Source organism: Streptomyces sp. NPDC030995 (assembly GCF_055571215.1).
This window is the reverse complement of record NZ_JBVIFS010000009.1, coordinates 201,306-225,155: the sequence shown is the minus strand read 5'-3', so window position 1 is coordinate 225,155 and position 23,850 is coordinate 201,306. Positions and strand designations below refer to the sequence as shown.

Here is a 23,850-nt window from a genome sequence, read left to right as displayed (position 1 = left end):
TTGTTCGGCCTGCCCCGGAGGGCAGGCGTGGGGGTGTCGGGGGATGTGGGTCAGTTCGTCGCGACGACGGCGGCGAGAGCGGTGAGCCGCTCCCCGAAGGCGTCGATGAGACCGGCCGCCTGTTCCTCGGTGAGGACGTCGGCGCGGACGATCACCGTGGCGCTCACCACGTCCGCGTCGTAGGAACTGATGAAGTTGACCGGTCGGCGGGCGGAGAGGTTCTTCCTCTTCGGGCTGACCTTCTGCGTCTGGAGGCCGGGAAGCTTGAGCTGGCGCTCCGTCAGTTCCATCGGCTGGAAGGCGAACTTCACGGGGTAGAGGTCCTCGGCCCCGTAGAGCGCCAGCTGGTCCTCCCACTGGATGCGCGAGGAGTTGTACCAGCGCCGCAGTCCGCCGTTGACGGCGGCGATCAGGTCCTCGACCGTCTCGTGGGCGGCGAGGTCCTCGCCCACGAACAGAGTCGTCGAGTAGTACCCGACCGCGCCCGTCGCGGCGGCGGTGGTCCGGCCCGCGTAGGCCGAGCCGAACATGGTCTGCGTGTCGCCGAAGGTGTCCGAGATCGCCTGCAGCATCGCCACGGATCCGATGACGAACGGAGTGACCGAGAAGTGCTTGGCCGCCGCCACCACCCCCGCGGACAAGCCGGGCCATTCCCGGCGGTGCACCGCTCCGGGACCCTTGGGCGACACGGTGGCGGCGTCCAGTGCGCGGATGCTGCGGTAGTCGCGGCCGAACAGCTCGGACCAGCCCTCGAGGGCGGCCGGATCGGCGGCGGCCTGGGCCTCGGCGTACTGACGCGGGCGGGTGCGGACCCTGCCGTTGCCCCGCACGGCCCGGTACTCCGCGGCCAGGTCCTCGTAGAACAGCATGAAAGTCCACGCGTCGAACACCAAGTGGTGTCCACAGACGATCATGACGGTCGAGTCACCGTCCAGGGCCGTCAGCCACATCCGCAGCGGCGGCTCCTCGTCGAGCTTCATCGGACGGGCCGCCACCTCGAGCCCGGCTGCGAGGGCTTCGTCGACGGAGCCGTACGCGCCGCCGGGAGCCTCGCTCCAGATGGTGTCGACCAGTTCCGCACCGGAGCCCGTGACCACATAGCCGGCCTTGTCCGCGGGGTAGACCGAACGGAGCACGTCGTGCCGGTCAAGGACCTTGATCAGTGCGGCGCGCAGCGCGGGCACGTCGAGGTCGCCCGTGAGCGTGAAGGCCTCGGTCATGAGGTAGTAGGCGTCCACCCGGCCGCCGATGAAGTCGAGCATCCTCTGCTGCTGCGACGAGAGCGGGTGAAGGGTGACCGAGGGGGCCTCGGCGTCAGCGGAAGTCATCAGCAGTCCTTGTCCGTCGGCGCCGCCGTGAGCGCGGTCGCCTCGTCGAAGAGGGTCTTGTTCTTCGACAGGTGGGCGGCATTCGTGGTGCCGGTCAGTACGACTCCACGGCGGAAGGTGTCCGCGTGGAACCGGAACGGGTTGGGCGAGTCCGCGAGCGCCCCGGACGCCATCGGGCGGTTGAGGAGCGGCAGACAGCCGGTGGCCCGCTCGCCGTGGGCGTCCGAGAGGTGCGTGGTCCGCTCGTTCGCGGGGAACTGGACCGTGTCGAAGACCTCGGTGGCGACGGCGGCCCGCAGCGCCTCCGGGGTGGAGACGCTGACCCCGATCGCGCCCACCCGGCCGGTCGCCCTCAGCGAGGTGAACCAGCCGAGGAGTGCGTCGTCACGCATGTCGTCCACGGTGCACTTGTGCAGCTGGAGCAGATCGATCCGGCCCAGCAGCTCGATCGACTGCTGCAGACTGGATTCCAGGGCGCCGATCGAGTGGTCGATGGGATCGGCCTCGTCCTTGGGCCACACCTCACCGCACTTGGTCGCGATCAGCAGTTCCTCGCGCTGCCCCGAAGGGAGATTGCGCAGGTACTCGCCGAGGACGCGCTCGCTACTGCCGTAGGCGGCGGCGGTGTCGAAGAAGCGGATGCCCAGGCCGACGGCGTGGTCGAGCAGCGCAAATGCCTGCTCCGGCTCACAGACGGGGTTCTCGGCATGGGGCCACGGCCGGCCGATGCCGATGAGACCGAGTCCCAGCTCGATCCGGGGGGCGTCCCCCATCGCTGACACGTTCATCGTGCGGCCCTCGGGTGGTAGGAAAGCTGTCGCTCGACGGGGGCAGCGGCGAAGTCACCGGTCCCGTTGACGACGTCACCCGCCTCCAGCTGAATGCCCCGGGCGAGCCCGAAGCCCTTGAGTACGGCGCCCCGGGTGTCGGGATCCGGGCCTTCGAAGTCGTCGCCCGCGCCGAGCCGGACGCTCTGCGCCGCGACGGCACCGATGATCTGGGATCCGCTGCCCAGCGTGCTGGAGCCGACGATCTCGGCCCCGTTGAGGACGCGTACGCGGTCTCCGACGCTCAGCTCGACGCCGGGCCGGTTGGCCTTGAACTGCACTCCGCCCGGCCCGAAGGTGCAGCCGTCGCCGATGACGATCCGGCCGCCGGCCTCGGCCAGCAGAATGGTCGACGGGAAGAAGACGTTGTCCCGGCCGATGACGCAGGCTCCGCCGTCACAGCGCACGACGACACCGGGGTAGAAGACGTTCCCCGATCCGATCTCGGCGTCCCTGGCGATCAGCGTCGAGCCGAGGTCGAAGACCGTGTTGGTCTCCGCGAGCTCCGCCAGCTCCGCGACGGTACGGAATCCGTGGCGGCGACGGTGCTCGTCGACCAGCTTGTAAGCCGTCTCGGGCATCTCAGTTGCTCCCCTGTGCTACGAGGTCGTACGAATCCATGGGCCGCCCCGTCACACCGCCCTGCCCCAGCATCGCGAAGACGTGACTGGCCACGACGTTTGCGCTGAAGGGGGCCTCCGTCATCTTGCCCGGCAGGACGACCACCGCGTCGTCGAGCACCGGCAGCATCCGGATGTTCAGCGACCGCGCGCTGCTCTCGTCGGGCGCGTAGTCCACCTTGACGCAGGCCGTCCGCCGAGTGGCGCTCATGTCGGCCTTGGGGAATCGCCAACGAACGGCTTCCTCCAGCCTGTCGGCGACGACGGGATCGACCTCGAACGTCGGCGCGTCGACGACGGTCGCATCCTCGTTGAAGCCGATGATGCTCCATCCGCCGTGGTTGATCATCGCCGCGTGCTGAGGAGCCACACCGAAGACGGAGAGCGGCGCCACGCGGGGCATCGTGACCAAGTGGCTGCGCCAGAGGCGAACCGGCGTCCTCGGAAGGCCGAGTTGGGCGCAGGCGAGCTCCATCGAGTACCCGGCGGCGCACACGACGAACCGGTGCTCGAGTTCCTGCACCGCACCCCCGACGTCCAAGCGCAGGAGGCCCTCCGACCGTCCCAGGATCTCCGCGCCGAGGAAGACCTGGACTCCACGGGTGCGCAGCTCGGACAGCAGGCTGGCGGCCAGCATCCGCGTATTGATGCCCACGTCGTCGACGGAGAAGGCGGCTTCGTCCCGCCCGATGTGGACGTATCCGTCCAGTTGGTCGTACTGAGACCGCGTCAGGGGCACGTGCCCCACCTGGGCTTCCTCCCAGCGGCTCAGGGACTCGGCCAGCGAGGCTTCCGGGACGACGGCGACGGCCTTGCCCTTCTCCACCTCGACGCACTCGGGGAAGCGCCGCTGGATCTCCTCCCAGCCGATCCGACAGCGCTTCGCCACCGCCATTGCCTCTCGGCGGTTGGGAACTGACAGGGCGTGATACGTCCCGGCATGCAGCCATCCCTCGTTCCGGCTGCTCGTACCCGCCAATGTCGCATCGGCCTTCTCCACGATCGCGACCCGGTAACCGAGCCGCGACAGCCTGTCCGCGCACATCAGACCAGCAAACCCGGCACCGACTACGACGACGTCGAAGCGGAGGGTGGAATGCATATGGAATCCCCCAATGAGTAGTCACAGAAGTCGATACGGGCGCCAAAGTCTGCGGACATGCGGCAAGACGCCATCAGGCGCTGCAACCGAAAGACATGGGCCAAGCAAGTAGGGGCGCCATAGCGGGCAAGCCCCGAACCGTCACCGACGACCTGGTGAACAGAAGTTAACTTACAGGAAAGATCCAGAAGGACAAGTGATGAACACCACGGCTGACCTCGCACTTTGCCGCGATGGCCCGCGATTGCCTGATTCACAGTCACGTCACACGGGCAACTGGAGCGCCGTCCTCGAACGGGCTGGAGGGCGTGGTAATTTCGCCGACGACACCCGCCGGGCCATCGCAACCGGAATGGGTTATTCGGGCCGAGATTCGGCACTGCATCCGACCAGCCCGATGCAAGGACGCCGCGCAGTGGCGCACCCCGATCCTCGGTGAATGCCGAACGAACCGGGGTGGGGTGAAGTTATTCGGGACATCGACAGATGTGTCCGATTTGAACGTGGGGGGCCCTTTTCCATGCCCATTAACGGACATCTGCTCATAATCGGCAGTGGACCGCGCGAATATCGGGAACAACTGTTCAAGTCGCTCGCAAGTGAGAGCATCTGGCTCATCTCGGACCAGGAGCCCACATGGCAGAAGCCGTACATAGCCGGTCACACCACGCTTGCACGCTTGAATGCCGCCCAGGTGAGCACCAACCTGTCCTTCCTGCTTGACTCCGTGCGCAGCCTCGCCTCCTCCGCGAAGATCGTGGGCGTCCTCACCTTCGAGGAGATGTTCCTCCCCGCCGCGAACCAGGTGGCGCAGATGCTGGACCTCCCGTCGCTGGGCCAGGGCGTCGCGGAGAACTGCCGCGACAAGGAGCGGACGCGACGGCTCCTCACCGATGCGGGAGTCCGGCAGCCTCGCTTCGCCTTCGCCGCGGATGCCCTCGAAGCCGCCGCGATCGGCGCGGACTTCGGGTACCCGGTGGTGCTCAAGCCGCGCGGCCTCGCAGGCAGTGTCGGCGTGGTTCTCGTCCGCACGGCGGGCGAAATGGAGGCGGGGTTCGCGGTGGCCTCCTCCGCCGCACGCGACGGCGCGCAGCGGCACGGTGGCGGTGCTCTCGTGGAGGAGTTCCTCGTGGGCCCAGAGGTCGCGGTGGACAGCGCTGTCGTCAACGGCGTGCTCACGCCGCTGTTCCTGGTCCGCAAGCGCTTCGGCCCCGAACCCTTCTTCGAGGAGACCGGCCAGAGCATGGACGCGGACGACCCGCTGCTGGACGACGCCGATTTGATCGCGACGCTCAGGGCGGGGCATGCAGCGCTCGGCATACGCGACGGGATGACCCACACCGAGGTCAAGCTCACTGCTGACGGGCCCGTGATCGTCGAGGTCAACGGCCGGCTGGCGGGCGACTTCGTGCCACACCTCGCGAAGCTGTCCATGGGCCTGGACGCAGCCCGGATCGCCGCCCAAGTCGCCTGCGGGCAGCCGCTGACCGTGGAGAGGACGGTCCGGAACGCGGCCGCGCATCAGATCGTGTACGCAGACCGCGACGGTGTGTTCAACCGGATCTCGCTGCCGAGCCGGGACGCACACCCGAACCTCGTCGACACGGGAACCCTGCTCGCCGCGGGCACGCCCGTCGCGCTCCCCCCGCGCGGCTACATGGCCCGCTGCGGCTACGCCCTCGTCGCCGCTCCGACGAAACAGGAGTGCGAGGAATCTCTGACGGCCGCTGTCGCCGACATGGTCGTGGACATCACTGCGGAGGACGCGCCGAACAGCGCCCGATAGGGGCCGTAGCCGGTCCTTCCTCCGCCAAGACCGTTCCCTGGTCGGTCACGGAACGGCCTGGCGGAGCGACTTCGGACCTAGCCCGCTGCCTTCGGGATGGCGAGGAGGAGGTCGAAGTACATGAGGACGAAGAGCAGCACGCCGAGGGCGCCCAGTCCGATGCCCGCCCAGGAGACGGACCGGACCCAGGTGGGGAGGGTGCGCTCGGGGGTGCTGAAGGCGGGGAGGGCCAGCACGAAGGTGGCGATGATCAGGGCGAGGGCGGAGAAGACGCCGTTCACCATGGCGGTGGCGTGCCACGGGTCGGCGAACTGGGCGGCGATCTGGGCGTTGGCGTCGGCGCCCTGGCTCAGCTCCAGACGGCCGGTGACGCTCGCGCGCTCGGACACGATGCCGGCGACCCAGCTTCCGCTGAGGGCGACCACTGCGAGGCCGGCCGCGACGATCGCGGAGGCCGCCGAGCCGACGTGGCCGGGCTCCTCGGCCTCGGCCTGGTCCTCGGCGAGCTCGTCGCCGTCCAGCTCCTCGTCGGTGAGCTCGACGTCGGTCAGGGCCCCGGCGGGCTGGGCGGTCTCGGTCTTGGCCGGGTCGGCCGGCGTGGTCTCCGCCTCGGGGGCGTTCGGGGCGGGGGTCTTCGTGGTGTCCATGCGGGGCACCGTAGGCGTCTTGTCTGAGAGTCTTCTGAGAATCCGCCGCTCGCCGACGTCCCGGGCCGCGTCGCGGTCGGCGCGGCCCGGACCGGGGTCAGGCAGACGTGGGGGCGGCCCACTCGTGGGCGAGGATCGACCAGACTTCGGTGTCCTGGCGGACGCCGCGGTGGAGGTGGTTCTGCCGCAGGACGCCCTCGCGGGTCATGCCCAGTCGCTCGGCCACGGCGAGGCTCTTCTTGTTGCCGGAAGCGGCGTGCCATTCGACGCGGTGCATGCCGCGCTCGCCGAAGGCGTAGTCGATCAGGACCTGGCAGGCCTTGGTCACCAGGCCCCGGCCGGCGGCGGCGGGCTCCAGCCAGCAGCCGATCTCACAGTTGCCGGTGTCCGCCTCGAAGGCGGGGAAGAGGACCCCTCCGACGAGGGTGCCGTCGAGCCGGATGCCGAAGAACCGCGCGCCGTCCTCCCCGGCCTTCACGGCGTACTTGGCCAGCAGGGCCCGGGCGGACTCGACGTCGGGGGACCGGTCCGGGAAGGGGACGTACTGGCCGATGAAATCGCGTCCGCGTTCGATGTGCGCGAAGAACTCCTCGGCGTGACGCGCTTCCAGCGGGAACAGCTGGGCGTCATCGGTCAGCGGTATCGAGAACATGCGGGTCTTCCTTGCGTCTCGTGCGGCGGGGTCGCCGGATCACCGGGAGGCTGTGGCCGGCTCGGCGCCGTCCTCGCTCGTGGCGGTGACCGCGCCGGGCCGCTGTGCCGGAAGTTTCGCATGCGGACGGCATTCCGGGGGCTCGATGCTGATCCGGGGCAGCCGCCGGTCGAGCCAGGCGGGCAGCCACCAGTTGGCGCCGCCGAGCATGTGCATCAGGGCCGGGACGAGGAGGGTGCGCAGCACGAAGGCGTCCAGGGCCACGGCCGCGGCGAGTGCGATGCCGAACATCGCGATGATCCGGTCGCCGCTGAGGACGAAGGCGAGGAAGACCGAGATCATGATGACGGCCGCCGAGTTGATGACCCGGCTGGTCTCGGCGAGGCCGACCCGCACGGCCCGCTTGTTGTCGCCGGTCTCCAGCCATTCCTCGTACATCCGGCTGACGAGGAAGACCTGGTAGTCCATCGACAGCCCGAAGAGGACAGACACCATGATCACGGGCAGGAAGGGTTCGATGGGCCCGGCGCTGCCCAGGCCCAGCAGCTCGCTGCCCCAGCCCCACTGGAAGATCGCGACGACGACCCCGAAGGAGGAGGCCACGGCGGCTACGTTCATGGCCGCCGCCTTCACCGGGATGCCGATGGACCGGAAGGCCAGCAGCAGGAGCACGCAGCCGAGGGCGATGACCACGCCGACGAACAGCGGCAGCTTCCCGATGATGACCTCGGCGAAGTCGTCGTAAGCGGCGGTGACACCGCCGACGTGGACCTCCATGGAGTTGCCGTGCCCGGCGCGCGGGATGACGTCCCGGCGGAGGGTGTCGACGAGGTCGCTCGTGGCCCGGGACTGCGGGGCGAAGTCCGGTACGACGGTCAGGACGGCGGTGTCCCCGCTGCGGTTGAGGACGGCGGGGCCGGTCGAGGCGACGCCCTTCGTCGCACGGAGCGCCTGCGCCAGCTGGTCGACGGCGAGCCGGTCGCCGGCGCCGTCCAGGCGGGCGACGACGGTGAGCGGGCCGTTCGTGCCGGGGCCGAACCCTTCCGCCAGCAGGTCATAGGCCTGCCGGGTCGTGGAGGTGGCCGGGTTGTTCCCCTGGTCGGAGGTGCCGAGGTGGAGGGAGAGCGTGGGCAGGGCCAGCACCAGCATGACGACGGTGGCGGCGACACCGAGCAGCTTGGGGTGCCGCTCGACGAAGACGGACCAGCGGGCGGCGAAGCCGGAGGTCCGCTCGGGCTGCGGACCCTCGGCGGCGAGCTTGCGGCGCTCGCGGCGCGAGAGGGCGCGCGTACCGATGTACGAGAGGAGGGCGGGCAGCAGGGTGACCGAGGCGGCGACCGTCAGGATCACCGTCACGGAGGCGGCTATCGCCACGCCGTTGAGGAAGTTCAGCCGCAGCACCAGCATGCCGAGGAGCGCGATGCAGACGGTGGCTCCGGCGAAGACGACGGCGCGGCCGGTGGTGGCGACGGCGTTCGCGGCCGCCTCCTCGACCGGGAGTCCCCTCGCGAGGCCCTTGCGGTGCCGGGTGACGATGAACAGCGCGTAGTCGATGCCGACGCCGAGGCCGATGAGGGTGCCGAGCATCGGGGCGAAGTCGGCGACCGGCATCGCGTGCCCGAGCAGGGTGATGCCGAAATAGGCGGTGCCCACGCTGACCAGGGCGGTCGCGATGGGCAGCAGGCTGGCGGCGAGCGAGCCGAAGGCGAGGAAGAGGACCAGGGCCGCGACGGCGACGCCTATGACCTCGGCGAGGTGGGCGGTGGGGGCCTCGGTGAGCTGGATGGCGCGGCCGCCCAGTTCGACCTGGAGTCCGTCGGCCTCGGTGGCCGGGTTCTTCACGGCGTCGACGACCGCCCTGGCCTGGGCCTTGGGTACGGAGTCGGCCTGCCGGTCGAAGGTGACCACGGCGTAGGCGGTGCGCCCGTCGGGGCTGATCTGCGCGGCGCTCTCGGGGCCGGGACCGTAGGGGCCGGCGACCGATCCGACGCCGGGGAGCTCGGCGACGGCGTCGAGCGCCCGGGTCATGCGCTGCTCGATGTCGGGAGTGCGCGCGCTCTGGTGGTCCGGGGCCCGCCACACGATGGTGTCGGTGTCTCCGCCCTGGCCGTGGAAGCCCTCGCGCAGGAGGTCGTTCGCCTTGCCGGACTCGGTACCTGGGACCTCGTAGTTGTTGGAGAACGCCGCTCCGGCGGTCCCTGCGGCGGCCGCGGTCCCGCCGAGTGCGAGCAGCCAGATCAGAACGGCGAGGAGACGGTGGCGCATGCACCACCGTGCGATTACTGCCAACGGACGTGCTCCCTGGTGGTTCGGATCTTTACCGGGAGGCAGCCCGTCGCAAAGACGCGTGAACTCGTGAAGGCCCGGCCGGCCGCCGGGGGATCGCCCCGGGGGTTTCGGCCCCACTTGGTCTACACCTCCACAATCCCAGCGATTCGTGATCGTTGGCCCCTTTCGTGTGCATCGTCACAGGGGGCGGAGGTGCGATCTTGGTTACACCGGCGCGTGGACCGCGGGCTGGGCGTCCGCCTGGCCCTCGGGCTCGTCCGCCCGGTAGCCGGGGATCGAGGGCCACCTGACGGTGAGGACCACCGCGTCCTCCTCCGCGTACCAGGAGTGGTCGACACCGCGTCCCCAGAGCACGTAGTCGCCCTGCTCGGCGAGGACGACGGTCCGCCCCGGGAATTCCAGCCGGAAGCGTCCGCTGATGAGCACCAGCAGTGCGGTGCGCCGCTCGCCCGTCGCCCACCGCTCCCGTTCGTCGCCCTTCGGGTGGACACCCCATTTGATCTCCACGTCCTCGCTGTGGCGGGGATCGGCGGGGTCCTTGAAGTGGCCGAGGAGCCAGCCGCGATCAGCGGCGGCGTCGGGGGTGGCCTTGCCGGTGTAGATGGTGGAGTCGTCGTTCACGGGGCGAGGTTAATGCAGTTGTACGGCGGCTCGGACGCTGATGAGCTGGGAATATGACAATGAGTCTTGATGAATTGCTGATGGTCCGCGCCCGGTACGACGCCGAGATGCGCGAGGGCGCGCAGGAGGACGCCGCGCACGCCCACGTCGAGCGGGTGGGCCCGGTCGTACGGCAGAGCGTGACCGGCCTCGGATGGCAGGGCGTGCTCTGGTCGGACCTGGACGAGCGGACGGCGGATGCGGAGATCGCGGCGCAGGTGGCGTTCTTCGCGGGGCGCGAGGATTCCGAGTTCGAGTGGAAGCTGTACGACTACGACCGGCCGGCGGACCTCGGTGAGCGGCTGCGGGCGGCGGGCTTCGTCCCGGAGGCGCCCGAAACACTGCTGGTGGGGCTGGCCTCCGAGCTCGCGCAGCTCCCGGTGGAGCCGCCGGAGGGCATCACGCTTCGGGTGGTGACGGACGAGGCCGGGGTCGATCTGATGATGGAGGTCCACGCCGGGGCCTTCGGAACGGAGCGGCCGCGGATCCGGGAGCACCTGCTGAACGCCCTGCGGGACGAGCCGGAGACCATCGCGGCCGTGCTCGCGATGGCGGGTGACACCCCGGTGAGCGCGGCCCGGATGGAGATGCGGCCGGGCGCGTCCTTCGCGGGCCTCTGGGGCGGCGGCACGCTCCCGCAGTGGCGCGGCCGGGGCATCTACCGGCTGCTGGTCGCCCAACGCGCCCGCCTCGCGGCGGAGCGCGGTATCCCGTACCTCCAGGTGGACGCGTCGGACGACAGCCGCCCGATCCTGGAGCGGCTGGGCTTCGGGGTCCTGGGCGTGACCGTGCCGTACATGTGGCCGGGGGCGTAGGCCGCCGGCGCGGGATCGCCCGGACGCGGGCACAGCCGGGCGCGGGCACCAGCCGGTCGTGGGCCTCAGTCGGTCGTGGGCCTCAGTCGGTCGTGGGCCTCAGTCGGACGCCGGGAGGATCAGGCATGTGGTGGTGGCGTGCGCGATCAGCTTCCCCCGCTCGTCCAGGACCTTGCCCTCGGCCGTCGCGGTGCGACGGCCGGAGTGGATGACGGTGCCCTCGGCGCTGAGGGTCCGCCCGTCGGTGCGGACGGCCCGGATGTAGTTCACCTTGAGCTCCAGGGTGGTGTAGCCGACCCCGGCGGGGAGGGTGGTGTGCACGGCGCAGCCCATCGCGGTGTCGAGCAGGGTCGCCGCGATGCCGCCGTGGACGGTGCCCAGGGTGTTCGCGAAGTCCGGCCGGGTGTCCAGCGAGACGACGCTGCGGCCGTGTTCCACCTCGTCGAAGCAGATGCCGAGCAGTCGGCGGACGGAAGGGAAGTCGGCGGGCTCCTCGGACTGCACCCAGCGCATCAGTTCGAGGCCGGACATGGCGCTGAGTTCTTCGGGCGACACGGCGTCTCCTCGCGTGTGCGGATGGACGGGGGCACGTCGGCGGCCTCGACGTCTGCTACCAAACGGTAATTGTGGTGCATGACATGGAACTTGCAAGGTTCCCCCGCCTGTGATCAACGGGCAGGATCGCCCCATGGAACGCATCAGCCCGCCCCTCACCGGCCAGGAGCGCGAGACCCTCCGGGCCTTCCTCGACTACCACCGGGCCACCCTCGCCTGGAAGTGCGAAGGCCTCTCCGACGAGCAGCTGCGCCTCGCCTCGATGCCCCCGTCCACCCTGTCCCTGCTGGGGCTGGTCCGGCACATGGCCGAGGTCGAGCGGCACTGGTTCCGGCGCGTCATGGACGGCGAGGACCTTCCGCACCTGTGGTCGGACACCCACGACTTCCAGGCGGCCTACGACGCCGCCGGCTCCAGCCGCGCCGAGGCGTTCACCGCCTGGCAGGACGAGGTCGCGCACGCCCGCCGCATCGAGGCCGCCGCGGAGTCCCTGGACGTGACGGCCTACGTGCCGAGCTGGAAGGAGGAGGCCTCACTGCGCCTGGTGATGCTCCACCTCATCCACGAGTACGCCCGCCACAACGGCCACGCCGACTTCCTCCGCGAGGCGATCGACGGCACCACCGGCGCCTAGAAGACGTCGTGCCCGGCCCCTGCCTACGCCTCCGCCCGCCAGTAGCCCAGCGCGTTCACCCGGTGCTTCGGCAGCGCGAGGTCCTTGCGCAGGTACGCCGTCAGGGCGCGCGTCGTCGCCGTGTCGCAGGCCAGCCAGACGTACGCCGCCTCCGGGTCCCCGACCAGCTCCGGCAGCTCGGCCTTCACCCGGTCGGCCAGGGCGGTGCCGCCCCGCAGCACCCGGCGGACCTCGTGCCGGCCCGCGTCCACCCGTACCGGCAGCTCCGCGTCCGAGGCGTGCTGCGTCTCGAACCAGATGATCGCCGCAGTCCGCGGGTGCGCGTCCAGCAGCGAGTTGATCGCCGGCAGGGACGCCGGGTCGCCGATGACCAGCAGGCGCTCCGGGGACGGCGTCGGCGCGGTGAAGCCGGTGCCCTGGACGGTGGCCTCGATCGTGTCGCCCGGCTTCGCGCCGCGCGCCCAGTCGCTGGCGACCCCGTCGTGCAGGGCGAACTCGAAGCAGAACGTCCCCGCGGCCGGATCCGGGTCCACCAGCGTGTACGCCCGCTGGTGCGGCCGGCCCGCGCCCTCGAACCAGACCCGCACCCACATCGTCGGGTGCAGCGACTCCCCGGCGGCGGCCAGCAGCCCGCCGTCCGTGAAGTACACCCGGCGGTAGTCTGCCGTGACGTCTTCTGCCCCCGTCACCGTGAACGTGAAGTCCTTGCCCCTCATGAGCTTGAGGACCACGCCCTCCCAACCCTTGCCGCCGGCCATGACCAACCCCTCCCCTGACACCTCTATAGTTAGGTCAGCCTAACCTAATGCGTCTCGGGGAAGAGTGTGAGCATCGTGAGCAGCGGGACCCGTGTGAGCAACAGCGAGAGCGACGCGTACGAGGTCTACCGCGATCCCTGGGGGATCCCCCACGTCCGCGCCTTCGACGAACTCCGGCTCGCCTACGCCCAGGGCCGCGTCACCGCCTTCGACCGCGCCTGGCAGCTGGAGGTCGAACGGCACCGCGCCGAGGGCTCCAGCGCCTCCTTCCTCGGCGCCGACTCCGTCGCCTGGGACCGCTTCGCCCGCCAGTGCCGGCTCGCCGACACCGCCCGCCGCTGCTACGAGGCCCTCGACCCGGACACCGCCGCCTGGGTCCGCGCGTACGTGGACGGCGTCAACGACGGGCTCACCATCGGCGCCGCCCGCGACGAGCGCTTCGCGCGCACCGGCCTCACTCCCGCCCCCTGGGAGCCGTGGGTTCCGCTCGCCGTCTGGATCTCCACGCACATCCTGTTCGCGGGCTTCGCCACCAAGCTGTGGCGCGAGCGCGTGGCCCGCGCCCTCGGCGACGACGCGGTCACCCTCTTCGCCACCGACGGCCCCGGCACCGCCGGCAGCAACGGCTGGCTGGTGCCGGGCGACCGCACCACCACCGGTTCGGCGATCATCGCGGGCGACCCGCACCGGTTCATCGAGGACCCGGGCGTCTACCAGCAGATACGTCTCTCCTGCCCGGACTACGACGTCCTCGGCCTGGCCGTCCCCGGCGTCCCCGGCCTCGCCCACTTCGGGCACACCGGCGCCGCCGCCTGGGCGATCACGAACGCGATGGCCGACTACCAGGACCTGTACGTCGAGCAGTTGCGCGGGTCCGGATCCGCCGTGGAGGCCCTGGGCCCGGACGGCCGGTGGGAGCCGGTGCACCGCCACACCGAGACCATCTCCGTGGCCGGCGGCGACGAGGTCGAGGTGGAAGTCCTGGAGACCGCCCGGGGCCCGGTGATCGTCCAGGAGGGCGGCGGCGTCGACACCGGCGCGACCACCGAGGCCCTGTCCCTCCGCTACCCGCCCCGCGTCCGCGAGGACCTCGGCTTCGCCGCCCTCCCCGCCCTCCTGCGCGCCCGCACCGTCGCCGACATCGACCGCGCCCTCGACGGCTGGGCCGAGCCGGTCAACGTCGTCCACGCCGCAGACTCCGCGGGCGGCCTGCTGCACCGCGTCGCCGGCGCCGTGCCGCTGCGCCACCGCACCAACCGGCTGCGCCCCGTGCCCGCCTGGGACCCGCAGCACGCCTGGCAGGGCTGGGCCCCGACTCCCGCCGAGCCCGTGCAGGGCTTCGCCGTCATGGCGAACGCGCGGGGGATCGCCTCCCCGCTCGGCGTGGAGTTCGCGCCGCCGCACCGCGCCAACCGCATCCGCGAGCTGCTCAGCGGCTCCGCGGACTGGTCCCCGAAGGCGATGGCCGGCGTACACGGGGACACCCACCTGGCCTCGGCCGCGCCCCTGCTCGCCCTGCTGCCGGCCTTCGACGGCCTGTCCGCCGCGGCGCGGGCGCTGCGCGCCCGACTGCTGGCCTGGGACCGGCACATGGCGGCCGACAGCGCCGAGGCCACCCTCTTCTCGGCCCTGCGGACCGCGACCGTACGCCGCTTCGCCGCCGACCCCGTCTTCGCCGGCCTGTGGGGGGCGCCCACCGGCCCGGAGGTGTTCCACCCCTGGCTGTACCTGGTCCCCCGCATCGGCTACGCCCTCGAAGGCCTGCTCGCCACCCCGCTCCTGCCGGACCTCGACCGCGCCGCGCACGTCCGCGCCGCACTGGAGGAGACGGCCGCGGCGGGCGCCCCCGACACCCCGTGGTCGCAGGTCCACCGGCTCACCCCCTGGCAGGCGCTCCCGGACCCCGGGGAAGGGGCCGCGGACTGGCCCGGCCTCGGCGGTGACCACGACTGCGTGAACGCCACCTCCTCCGTCCCCGGCTTCACCGACCTCACCGCCCGCGCGTCGGCGGCCCGTTACGTCTGGGACCTCGCGCGCCGCGAGGACAGCCTCTGGGCGGTCCCGCTGGGCGCGGACGGCGTCACCGGATCCCCCCACCACCGCGACCAGCTGCCCCTGTGGGCGCGGTGCGAACTCGTCCCCGTCGTCACCGACTGGACCCGGCTCACCAAGGAATCGATATGACCGCCAGCGCCTCCGCCGCCGAATCCGCCTCCGCCTCCGCCTCCGCCAGACAGCCCGTGCACAGCCACCACGTCGAGGGCTTCGGCACGGTCTGCGTCACCCCCGTGGACCCGGCCGCCGACTCCGCCCTGATCCACAGCTGGGTCACGCAGGAGCGGGCCCGCTTCTGGGGCATGGGCGAGGCCAGCCGCGAACTGGTGCAGGAGATCTACGAGGACGTCGACCGCCGCACCACCCACCACGCGTTCATGATCAGCCGCGACGGCGAGCAGGTCGCGCTGTTCCAGACGTACGACTGTGCCGAGGACCGGGTCAGCGAGTGCTACGAGGTCCAGCCCGGGGACGTCGGCGTGCACCTGCTGGTCGGCCCCGCCGAGGGCCCGCGGGCGCACGGTTTCACCGAGCGGCTGATGTCGGCCTTCATCTCGTTCGTGTTCTCCGACCCCACCGCCCGCCGCGCGGTCGTCGAGCCGGATGCCCGCAACCACAAGGCCATCGCCCTCATGGAGCGCGTCGGTTTCGTGTTCGGCCCGGAGATCGAACTCCCGGAGGTGGACCTGCCCGAGGTCTACATCCCGGCCAAGAAGGCCCGCCTCGCCTTCTTCACCGCGGCAGGAACTCGTTGACCAGGGCCGCCCATTCGGCCGGCCGCTCGGCGAAGGGGAGGTGCCCGGTGGGCAGTTCCACGAGCCGTGCGCCCGGCAGGGCGGCCGCCAGCTCCCGCTGAAGGGCGAGCGGGACCAGCCGGTCCTCGGTGGTCGCGATGACGAGGGCGGGTACGCCGACCCGCGCGAGGTCGGCCCGCAGGTCCGCCCCCTTGATCAGAGCCGCCTGGTCCCCTCCCCCGGGCGTCACGGTGGCCGCGGTGCCCTGCACCACCGCCTCCAACTGCTCGTCGTTGAGCGCCTCCAGCTGCTCCCCGCTCAGCACGAGCGGTACGAGGAGCCGCGCGAGCAGCTCGTTCTCGCCGCGCCGGCCCAGCTCGGCCCAGAGCTCGGAGACGAGCCCGAACCGGTGGCCGGCCCGCGCGAAGGTGGCGGTGAGCACCAGCGCGGTGACCCGCTCGGGGTGCCGGGCGGCGACGCGCACGGCGACGTTCCCGCCGAGGGAGTACCCGAGCACGGCGAACCGTTCCAGCCCCTCGGCGTCGGCGGCGGCCACCAACTGGTCCGCCAGTTCGTCCAGTTCCAGCGGCCCGGCGGCCTTCGGCGTGTCCCCGGCGCCGGGGTAGTCGACGGCGACGACGCTGTGGTGGGCGGCCAGCGCGTCCAGGACGGGGCCGAAGTTGCCCTCGACCGATCCCCCGGCCCCGTGGGCCAGCAGCAGGCCGGGCCCGCCGCTCTCGGTGCGGACGGTGCGGGCGTAGGCGGCAGCCATGAGGTTCCCCTTGCAGTGCGTAATGGTCGCTACAGAAAGAACCGTACTCAATTAAACTAGCGATCGCTACAGAAATCTGGCCCGGGCGGGCGCTCGGCAGGTTTCCCCTTGACCCCGCGCACCCCCGCCGACGAAGCTGATCTCCAATCAAATGATCGATTTGGAGGGCAGGTTGACCGGCCAGAGCCTGCACATCGGACCTGATGCGGCGCCCGACCCGCTACCGGTTGCTGCGGTCCATCGGGCGCGGCGGGGAGGCAGTGATCCACCTCGCGGAGATCGAGCTCGCCGGCGGATCCGAGCCCGTCGTCGTCAAGGTGCTCGACTCCAAGACGACGCTCACGTCCGAGGAGTTCGACCGGATCAGCGCGCGGTGGAACGAGCAGGCGGAACTGCTGCGGTTCGTCCACCGGCCCGGAGTCGTGGGTGTGCGGGAGCACTTCGAGGGACCGCCCGTCCACCGGGCCGGCGAGGCCTCGGACCTGGCCGGGCGCGCCCTGGTGCTCGTCATGAACCACGTCGACGGGCTCGACCTGCGCGACTGGCGGGCCGAGCGGGACCTCTCGCTGCCCGCCGAGCGGCGCGAGATCATGCGGACCCTGGAACAGCTCGCGGACGTACTGGACTGGCTCCACTCGGGGAAGGCGACCCCGTCCGGGCGCCAGGTCATCCACGGCGACCTCTCCCCGGGCAACGTGATGGTCGACGCGCACGGGCAGGCCACCCTGGTGGACTTCGGCCTCAGCAAACTGACCGCCGACCACCAGACGGCCGAGATCTGGTTCACCCCCGGCTACGCGGCCCCCGAGGTCTTCGACGGCAGACGAACGCCGGGCACGGACCGGTACGCCTTCGGCGCGATCGCCTACTTCCTCCTGAGCGGGCAGTCACCGCCCGCCACCCCCGGGCTGCTGGCCGACGCGATGGCCGCTCTGCCCCAGATGGCGACCCTGGACGCCGAGCGTCGGGCACGGATCGCCGCGCTCTGCTCGGCCGACCCGGGGCAGCGGCCGCTCAGCCTGGCCGCCTGGGTACGGGACGTCCGCGAGGCGGTGACGTCCGTACAGCGGGACATCCAGGACACCCCGCCGCTGCCGGCGGCCCCGCCGCCCCCGGCCGCGCCGCCCCCGGCCGCGCCGCCCCCGGCCGCGCCGCCCCCGGCCGCGCCGCCCCCGCGGAAGCGCCGGACCGGCCCGGTGCTGAGCGCGGTGGCGGGCGTGCTGGTCCTGGCGGCGCTCGCGGTGGCCGGCGTACAGCTGCTCGGCGACAAGGGCGGCGACAACGACAAGGACGGGGACGGCTCGAACCGGGCGGGCGGCGACCGGCCGGCGGCGCAGCCCTCGGCTTCGGGCTCCGGCTCACCCGGCCCCGGCGGGGTCTCGCTGACCACCCTGGCCCCGGCCGCCAAGAGCGAGTTCGCGTGGTTCGACGTGGGCAACGGGACGCTGAACGCCCAGCGCTACGACACGGCCCTCGTGCCCGCCGGCCCCTACGAGATCTGCGACGGCTCGGCGGCGTACGACCTGGGCGGCGGCTGGAAGACCCTGACGATGGTCGCCGGTGTCGACGACTCCTCACAGCGGGCGGCGGCGCGGATCAACGTGCAGGTGGACGGCGCGTCCGTGTGGACCGGCGAACTCCGGGTCGGATCGCCGAAGGCCCTGTCGCTCGACGTCACGAACGGCAAGCGCCTGGAGATCTCCTACGAGGACCCCCGTCGCACGTGCGGGATGGGGCGGCTCGTCCTGGCCGCCCCCACCCTGAAGAAGTGACCGCGGCGGGACGAGGGGCCGTGCGGCTGCCGCTCATATCGTCACCCTAAAGGGATTCCGATTCCCATTGACCCCGCACGCCCGGCGGCTGGAAGCTGATCCCCACTCACACCATTGGCGCTGGGGGGAAATTGACCAGCCAGAACCTGCACATCGGACCGGATTCGGCGGCCGACCGGTATCGCCTGCTCCGGTCGATCGGGCGCGGCGGGGAGGCCGTGCTCTATCTGGCGGAGATCGAGCTCGCCGGCGGATCCGAGCCCGTGGTCGTCAAGGTGCTCGACTCCAAGACGACCATCACGCCGGACATCTTCGACCGGATCAGCCAGAAGTGGAACGAGCAGGCCGAGCTGCTGCGGTTCGTCCACCGGCCCGGCGTCGTGGGCGTACGGGAGCACTTCGAGGGGCCGCCGATCCACCGGCCCGGGGAGTCCTCGACCCTGACGGGGCGGGCGCTCGTGCTCGTCATGAACCACGTCGACGGCCTCGACCTGCGCGACTGGCGGGCCGAACGGACCCTCGCCACCGCCGCCGAGCGGCGCGAGGTGATGCGCACGCTGGAGCAGCTGGCCGAGGTACTGGACTGGCTGCACTCGGGGAAAGCGACCCCGTCCGGGCGCCAGGTCATCCACGGCGACCTCTCCCCGGGCAACGTGATGGTCGACGCGCACGGGCAGGCCACCCTGGTGGACTTCGGCCTCAGCAAGCTGACCGCCGACCACCAGACGGCGGAGGTCTGGTTCACCCCCGGCTACGCGGCCCCCGAGGTCTTCGACGGGAAGCGCACCCCGGGCACGGACCGGTACGCCTTCGGCGCGATCGCCTACTTCATGCTGAGCGGCGAGTCCCCGCCCAACTCGCCCGACCAGCTGGCCCGGGCGATGGCCGCGCTCCCGCAGCTCGCCGTGCTGGACGCCGGGCAGCGGGCCCGGATCACCTCCATCTACGCGGGCGACCCGGCCGAGCGGCCGGTGAGCCTGACCGGGTGGATGAAGGACGTCCGGCACGCGGTGGTGTCCACGACCACCTCCTCCACCTCTCAGCGGGCGGTGCGGGACGCGGCCCCGGCCCCGGAACAGCCCGCGGCGGCTCCGGCGAAGCCCGCGGCGGCTCCGTACATGCCGCCGCCGCCCGCGTACGCCCCGGTCTCCCCGACGCCCGCGCCGGCACCCGCGCCGGCCTCGGCGCCCGCGCCCCTGCCCGTACCGGAGACCGTGCCGGAGCCCCTGCCCGCAACGGTGCCCACCGGGTACGGGCCGACGTACAGCCCGGCTCCGGCCCCGGCCCCGGAGCCGCCCCGCCGCAAGAAGCGGCGGACCGGGCTGATCCTGGGCAGCATCGGCGCCGTGGTGGTCATCTCCGTGCTCGCGGTGCTCGGCGCAAGGCTGCTCGGCGACAAGGACAAGGGGTCGGACCGGGCCGGGGACGGCAAGCAGTCCGCCGGCTCCAGCTCCTCCGCCGACCCGACGGAGTCTCAGTCCCCGTCCCCCTCCCCGTCGGACAGCGACGGCAGCGAGAGCAGTGACGGCCCGACCACCGAGCCCGGTACGACGGGGTCCACGTCGCCGTCGGGCTTCGCGCCGAACATCAAGGCCGCCGACCTGACCGTCATGAGCCCCGTGAACGGGCTGGGCGAGTTCACGGTCGGAGCGGCGAAGATCAACACCCAGCAGTACGGCGCGGCGTTCATCGCCGACCTGGGTTGCAACGGCGACGCGATCGCGGAGTTCGATCTCAACCGGGAGTGGAAGTACCTGGAGTTCACCGCCGGGATCGACGACGGCTCCAGCCGCGAGAAGGGCCGGGTCAGTGTCTCTCTCGACGGCCAGCCGGCCGCCTTCTCCGAGCTCGTCGCGCTCGGCAAGCCGATCACCAAGAGGGTGGACGTGAACGGCGCCCTGCGTCTGCGCCTCAAGGTGGACGCGGGCTGCGACACGGGCAAGGTGGTCATCGCCGCCCCGCAACTCACCCGCTGAACGCCCGACGGCCCCGCACCGGCCTCTTTCGATCAAGGAAGGCGGTGCGGGGCCGTCATGGCGTATGCGGGGCTGTTACTCGGAGACGCCCAGGCGCTCCAGGATGAGCTCCTTGACGCGCGCCGCGTCGGCCTGGCCGCGGGTGGTCTTCATGACCGCGCCGACCAGGGCGCCGACCGCCGCGACCTTGCCGCCGCGGATCTTGTCCGCGATGGCGGCGTTGCCCGCGATGGCCTCGTCCACGGCCGCGCCGAGCGCGCCCTCGTCCGAGACGACCTTCAGGCCGCGCTTCTCGACGACCTCGTCCGGCGTGCCCTCGCCGGCGAGGACGCCGTCGATGACCTGGCGGGCCAGCTTGTCGTTGAGCGAGCCGTCCGCGACCAGGGCCGCCACGCGGGCGACGTCGGCCGGGGTGATCGGCAGCTCGTCGACGGAGACGCCCTGCTCGTTGGCGCTGCGGGCCAGCTGGCCCATCCACCACTTGCGCGCGGCAGCCGAGTCGGCACCCGCCTCGATCGTGGCGACGATGGAGTCCACCGCGCCCGCGTTGAGGATCGACTGCATGTCGTGCTCGGTGACGCCCCACTCCTCGCGGAGCCGGTTGCGGCGCACGCGCGGCATCTCGGGCAGACCGGCGCGCAGCTCCTCGACCCAGTCGCGGGCCGGGGCCACGGGGACCAGGTCGGGCTCGGGGAAGTACCGGTAGTCCTCGGCGTTGTCCTTGATGCGGCCGGCCGTGGTGGAGCCGTCCTCCTCGTGGAAGTGCCGGGTCTCCTGCACGATCGAGCCGCCCGAGGTGAGCACCGCGGCGTGGCGCTGGATCTCGAAGCGGGCCGCGCGCTCGACGGAGCGCAGCGAGTTGACGTTCTTCGTCTCGCTGCGGGTGCCGAAGGGCGCCTCGGGGCTGGGGCGCAGCGACAGGTTCACGTCGCAGCGCATCTGGCCCTTGTCCATGCGGGCCTCGGAGACGCCGAGCGCCTTGATGACCTCGCGCAGCTCGGCGACGTACGCCTTGGCGACCTCGGGGGCCCGCTCGCCCGCGCCCTCGATGGGCTTGGTGACGATCTCGATGAGCGGGATGCCGGCGCGGTTGTAGTCCAGCAGGGAGTGGGACGCGCCGTGGATACGGCCGGTGGCGCCGCCGACGTGCAGCGACTTGCCGGTGTCCTCCTCCATGTGGGCGCGCTCGATCTCCACGCGGAAGATCTCGCCGTCCTCCAGCTGTACGTCGAGGAAGCCGTTGAAGGCGATCGGCTCGTCGTACTGGGAGGTCTGGAAGTTCTTCGGCATGTCCGGATAGAAGTAGTTCTTCCGGGCGAAGCGGCACCACTCGGCGATCTCGCAGTTCAGTGCGAGACCGATCTTGATGGCCGACTCGACGCCGATCGCGTTGACGACGGGCAGGGAGCCGGGCAGACCGAGGCAGGTGGGGCAGGTCTGCGAGTTGGGCTCGGCGCCCAGCTCGGTGGAACAGCCGCAGAACATCTTGGTCTTGGTGCCGAGCTCGACATGGACCTCAAGGCCCATGACGGGGTCGAACGAGGCGAGAGCGTCCTCGTACGACATCAGTTCGGTGTAGGTGCTCACGGTGAAACTTTTCCCTCTCAGCCCAGCAGGACGTCGTCGTCGCCCAGGCGCTTCAGCTCGCGGTACAGGATCGCGAGGCCGGTGACGATGGCGGCGGCGGACACGGCGGCGTCGACCAGCTTGAGCATGTCCTGCTCGCTGCGGGCCTTCTTGACCTGCTTGATCACGCTGATGGCGCCGAAAGCGGTGGTGCCGATCGACAGGTAGGTGCCGGTCTTGGACTTCTTGAAGCCCTTGGCCTTGGACAGTGCACTGGTGCTCACAGCGACGGTGCCTCCTCAAGCAGCGGGTGACCCCAGCGCGCGACGAAGGCGGCCTCGACGGCCGCGCCGACCTTGTAGAGCCGGTCGTCCTTCATCGCCGGGGCGATGATCTGCAGCCCGACCGGGAGGCCGTCCTCCGGCGCCAGGCCGCAGGGCAGCGACATGGCGGAGTTGCCGGCCAGGTTGGTCGGGATGGTGCACAGGTCCGCGAGGTACATCGCCAGCGGGTCGTCGGTGCGCTCACCGATGGCGAAGGCGGTGGTCGGGGTCGTCGGGGAGACGATCACGTCGACCTGCTCGAAGGACTTCTCGAAGTCCTTCGTGATGAGCGTGCGGACCTTCTGGGCGGAGCCGTAGTACGCGTCGTAGTAGCCGGAGCTGAGCGCGTACGTGCCGAGGATGATGCGGCGCTTGACCTCGTCGCCGAAGCCGGCTTCGCGGGTCAGCGCGGTGACGTCCTCGGCGGACTTGGTGCCGTCGTCGCCGACGCGCAGGCCGTAGCGCATGGCGTCGAAGCGGGCCAGGTTCGAGGAGCACTCGGACGGCGCGATCAGGTAGTACGCGGCCATCGCGAGGTCGAAGGACGGGCAGTCCAGCTCGACGATCTCGGCGCCGAGCTCCTTGAGGAGCTCCACCGACTCGTTGAAGCGCTGGACGACGCCGGCCTGGTAGCCCTCGCCGGCGAACTGCTTGACCACACCGACGCGCATGCCGGCGACCGAGCCGTTGCGGGCCGCCTCGACGACCGGCGGGACCGGGGCGTCGATGGAGGTGGAGTCGAGCGGGTCGTGGCCGGCGATGACCTCGTGCAGCAGGGCCGCGTCCAGGACCGTACGGGCGCAGGGGCCGCCCTGGTCGAGGGAGGAGGAGAAGGCCACCATGCCGTAGCGGGAGACACCGCCGTACGTGGGCTTCACGCCGACCGTGCCCGTGACGGCGGCGGGCTGGCGGATGGAACCGCCGGTGTCCGTGCCGATGGCGAGGGGCGCCTGGAAGGCCGCGAGGGCCGCCGCGCTGCCGCCGCCGGAGCCGCCGGGGATCCGGGTGAGGTCCCAGGGGTTGCCGGTGGGCCCGTAGGCGCTGTTCTCGGTGGAGGACCCCATGGCGAACTCGTCCATGTTGGTCTTGCCGAGGATGACGACGTCGGCTTCCTTCAGCTTGCGCGTCAGGGTGGCGTCGTAGGGCGGGATCCAGCCTTCGAGGATCTTCGAACCGACGGTCGTCGGGACCCCGACGGTGGTGAAGATGTCCTTGAGGGCGAGCGGGACGCCGGCCAGCGGGCCGAGCTTCTCGCCGCGCTCGTGCTTCGCGTCGACGGCGCGGGCCTGGGCCAGCGCGCCTTCGCGGTCGACGTGGAGGAAGGCGTGGACCTTCTCGTCGGTGGCGTCGATGCGGGCCAGGTGGGCCTCGGTGACCTCGACGGCCGTGAGCTCGCCGGAGGCGATCTTCTCGGCGGTCTGGGCAGCCGTGAGCTTGATGATGTCGACCATGGTTGTTAGTCCTCCCCCAGGATCTGCGGCACCTTGAAACGCTGCTGCTCCTGGGCGGGAGCACCGGAGAGCGCCTGCTCGGGGGTGAGCGACGGACGGACCTCGTCCGCGCGCATGACGTTCGTCAGCGGCAGCGGGTGGGAGGTCGGCGGGACGTCTTGGTCGGCGACCTCGGAGACGCGGGCGACCGCGCCGATGATGTCGCCGAGCTGTCCGGCGAAGTGATCCAGCTCGTTGCTGGACAGCTCAAGGCGCGCCAGCCGAGCGAGGTGGACGACCTCCTCGCGCGTAATGCCAGGCATGCAGCGATCCTCTGGGGGTGGGTGGATGTTTCGTTTCGGACCCAATCCTATGGGGCCCGGCCCCCGACCCACGAAACCCTTTCGCTCGGGCCGCTGCGCGGAGCCTTCCGGGCGCCGCCCGGACCCGCGCCTCAATCGCCGGCGCGGCTCAAACACCGGGGCTCCGCCCCGAACCCCGCGCCTCAAACGCCGGCGAGGCTGACATTCAGCCTCGCCGGCGTTTGAG

22 protein-coding genes are annotated in these 23,850 nt (G+C 71.3%); 7 read left to right on the top strand and 15 right to left on the bottom strand.

Annotation, left to right across the window (positions count from 1 at the left end):
- Positions 1–50: 50 nt before the first annotated feature.
- The 4 genes from ACZ45T_RS17000 to ACZ45T_RS16985 are packed head-to-tail and all read right to left on the bottom strand — an operon-like array spanning position 51 to position 3,877.
- Positions 51–1,328: a condensation domain-containing protein gene (locus ACZ45T_RS17000; protein ID WP_468441896.1), complete on the bottom strand. Its 1,278-nt coding sequence runs from the start codon at positions 1,326–1,328 to the stop codon at positions 51–53.
- Positions 1,328–2,101 carry an aldo/keto reductase gene (locus ACZ45T_RS16995; RefSeq protein WP_468441894.1) on the bottom strand — a complete coding sequence of 258 codons (774 nt, stop codon included), beginning with the start codon at positions 2,099–2,101 and terminating at the stop codon, positions 1,328–1,330. The genes ACZ45T_RS17000 and ACZ45T_RS16995 overlap by 1 nt, the downstream gene beginning before the upstream one ends.
- A gap of 11 nt (positions 2,102–2,112) precedes the next feature.
- A complete protein-coding gene (locus ACZ45T_RS16990; RefSeq protein ID WP_468441892.1) occupies positions 2,113–2,736 on the bottom strand; it encodes a hypothetical protein in 624 nt (207 codons plus the stop codon).
- A gap of 1 nt (position 2,737) precedes the next feature.
- A complete protein-coding gene (locus ACZ45T_RS16985; RefSeq protein ID WP_468441890.1) occupies positions 2,738–3,877 on the bottom strand; it encodes an FAD-dependent oxidoreductase in 1,140 nt (379 codons plus the stop codon).
- Positions 3,878–4,556: 679 nt separating this feature from the next.
- Between ACZ45T_RS16985 and ACZ45T_RS16980 the strand changes: the two genes are divergently transcribed.
- On the top strand, positions 4,557–5,663 hold the full coding sequence (locus ACZ45T_RS16980; RefSeq protein WP_468441888.1) for an ATP-grasp domain-containing protein: 1,107 nt from the start codon (positions 4,557–4,559) through the stop codon (positions 5,661–5,663).
- 77 nt (positions 5,664–5,740) lie between these two features.
- Here ACZ45T_RS16980 and ACZ45T_RS16975 read toward each other — a convergent pair whose 3' ends face one another.
- The 4 genes from ACZ45T_RS16975 to ACZ45T_RS16960 form a co-directional block, all read right to left on the bottom strand.
- Positions 5,741–6,310 carry a hypothetical protein gene (locus ACZ45T_RS16975; RefSeq protein ID WP_468441886.1) on the bottom strand — a complete coding sequence of 190 codons (570 nt, stop codon included), beginning with the start codon at positions 6,308–6,310 and terminating at the stop codon, positions 5,741–5,743.
- Positions 6,311–6,407: 97 nt separating this feature from the next.
- Positions 6,408–6,962, bottom strand: a complete 555-nt coding sequence (locus ACZ45T_RS16970) for a GNAT family N-acetyltransferase (RefSeq protein WP_468441884.1) — start codon at positions 6,960–6,962, stop codon at positions 6,408–6,410.
- Positions 6,963–7,001: 39 nt separating this feature from the next.
- Positions 7,002–9,251: an MMPL family transporter gene (locus ACZ45T_RS16965; RefSeq protein WP_468441882.1), complete on the bottom strand. Its 2,250-nt coding sequence runs from the start codon at positions 9,249–9,251 to the stop codon at positions 7,002–7,004.
- A gap of 204 nt (positions 9,252–9,455) precedes the next feature.
- Entirely contained in the window at positions 9,456–9,872 is a 417-nt protein-coding gene (locus ACZ45T_RS16960) for a cupin domain-containing protein (RefSeq protein ID WP_468441880.1), read from the bottom strand.
- Between the two features lie 59 nt (positions 9,873–9,931).
- On the opposite strand from ACZ45T_RS16960, the gene ACZ45T_RS16955 reads away from it, so the two are divergent.
- Entirely contained in the window at positions 9,932–10,726 is a 795-nt protein-coding gene (locus ACZ45T_RS16955; protein WP_468441878.1) for a GNAT family N-acetyltransferase, read from the top strand.
- A 99-nt stretch (positions 10,727–10,825) separates the two neighbouring features.
- On the opposite strand, the gene ACZ45T_RS16950 is transcribed toward ACZ45T_RS16955, so the two are convergent.
- Positions 10,826–11,257 (bottom strand): PaaI family thioesterase, encoded by a 432-nt coding sequence (locus ACZ45T_RS16950; protein WP_468442001.1) that lies wholly within the window; start codon positions 11,255–11,257, stop codon positions 10,826–10,828.
- Positions 11,258–11,414: 157 nt separating this feature from the next.
- Between ACZ45T_RS16950 and ACZ45T_RS16945 the strand changes: the two genes are divergently transcribed.
- Positions 11,415–11,915 (top strand): DinB family protein, encoded by a 501-nt coding sequence (locus tag ACZ45T_RS16945; RefSeq protein ID WP_468441876.1) that lies wholly within the window; start codon positions 11,415–11,417, stop codon positions 11,913–11,915.
- A 23-nt stretch (positions 11,916–11,938) separates the two neighbouring features.
- Here ACZ45T_RS16945 and ACZ45T_RS16940 read toward each other — a convergent pair whose 3' ends face one another.
- Positions 11,939–12,673, bottom strand: coding sequence for a siderophore-interacting protein (locus tag ACZ45T_RS16940; RefSeq protein ID WP_468441874.1), 735 nt, complete (start codon positions 12,671–12,673; stop codon positions 11,939–11,941).
- 75 nt (positions 12,674–12,748) lie between these two features.
- On the opposite strand from ACZ45T_RS16940, the gene ACZ45T_RS16935 reads away from it, so the two are divergent.
- Positions 12,749–14,857 (top strand): penicillin acylase family protein, encoded by a 2,109-nt coding sequence (locus ACZ45T_RS16935; protein WP_468441872.1) that lies wholly within the window; start codon positions 12,749–12,751, stop codon positions 14,855–14,857.
- The gene (locus ACZ45T_RS16930) at positions 14,854–15,483 is read left to right on the top strand and encodes a GNAT family N-acetyltransferase (protein ID WP_468441870.1); all 630 of its coding nucleotides are present in this window, start codon (positions 14,854–14,856) and stop codon (positions 15,481–15,483) included. Before ACZ45T_RS16935 ends, ACZ45T_RS16930 begins: the two co-directional genes overlap by 4 nt.
- On the opposite strand, the gene ACZ45T_RS16925 is transcribed toward ACZ45T_RS16930, so the two are convergent.
- A complete protein-coding gene (locus ACZ45T_RS16925) occupies positions 15,461–16,234 on the bottom strand; it encodes an alpha/beta fold hydrolase (RefSeq protein ID WP_468441868.1) in 774 nt (257 codons plus the stop codon). The genes ACZ45T_RS16930 and ACZ45T_RS16925 overlap by 23 nt on opposite strands.
- A gap of 203 nt (positions 16,235–16,437) precedes the next feature.
- Between ACZ45T_RS16925 and ACZ45T_RS16920 the strand changes: the two genes are divergently transcribed.
- Together ACZ45T_RS16920 and ACZ45T_RS16915 are read left to right on the top strand one after the other, a co-directional pair.
- The gene (locus ACZ45T_RS16920; protein WP_468441866.1) at positions 16,438–18,006 is read left to right on the top strand and encodes a protein kinase domain-containing protein; all 1,569 of its coding nucleotides are present in this window, start codon (positions 16,438–16,440) and stop codon (positions 18,004–18,006) included.
- A 131-nt stretch (positions 18,007–18,137) separates the two neighbouring features.
- Positions 18,138–19,982, top strand: a complete 1,845-nt coding sequence (locus ACZ45T_RS16915; protein ID WP_468441864.1) for a protein kinase domain-containing protein — start codon at positions 18,138–18,140, stop codon at positions 19,980–19,982.
- Between the two features lie 75 nt (positions 19,983–20,057).
- Here the strand turns inward: ACZ45T_RS16915 and gatB are convergent, their stop codons facing one another.
- Genes gatB through gatC form a run of 4 tightly spaced genes read right to left on the bottom strand, consistent with a single transcriptional unit; the run spans position 20,058 to position 23,624 of the window.
- Positions 20,058–21,548, bottom strand: a complete 1,491-nt coding sequence (gene gatB / locus ACZ45T_RS16910; RefSeq protein WP_468441999.1) for an Asp-tRNA(Asn)/Glu-tRNA(Gln) amidotransferase subunit GatB — start codon at positions 21,546–21,548, stop codon at positions 20,058–20,060.
- Between the two features lie 38 nt (positions 21,549–21,586).
- On the bottom strand, positions 21,587–21,832 hold the full coding sequence (locus tag ACZ45T_RS16905; protein ID WP_468441862.1) for a hypothetical protein: 246 nt from the start codon (positions 21,830–21,832) through the stop codon (positions 21,587–21,589).
- Complete coding sequence (gene gatA / locus ACZ45T_RS16900) at positions 21,829–23,322, bottom strand: Asp-tRNA(Asn)/Glu-tRNA(Gln) amidotransferase subunit GatA (RefSeq protein ID WP_468441860.1); 1,494 nt, start codon at positions 23,320–23,322, stop codon at positions 21,829–21,831. The genes ACZ45T_RS16905 and gatA overlap by 4 nt, the downstream gene beginning before the upstream one ends.
- 5 nt (positions 23,323–23,327) lie before the next feature.
- The gene (gene gatC, locus ACZ45T_RS16895) at positions 23,328–23,624 is read right to left on the bottom strand and encodes an Asp-tRNA(Asn)/Glu-tRNA(Gln) amidotransferase subunit GatC (RefSeq protein WP_030010586.1); all 297 of its coding nucleotides are present in this window, start codon (positions 23,622–23,624) and stop codon (positions 23,328–23,330) included.
- Positions 23,625–23,850: the final 226 nt, after the last annotated feature.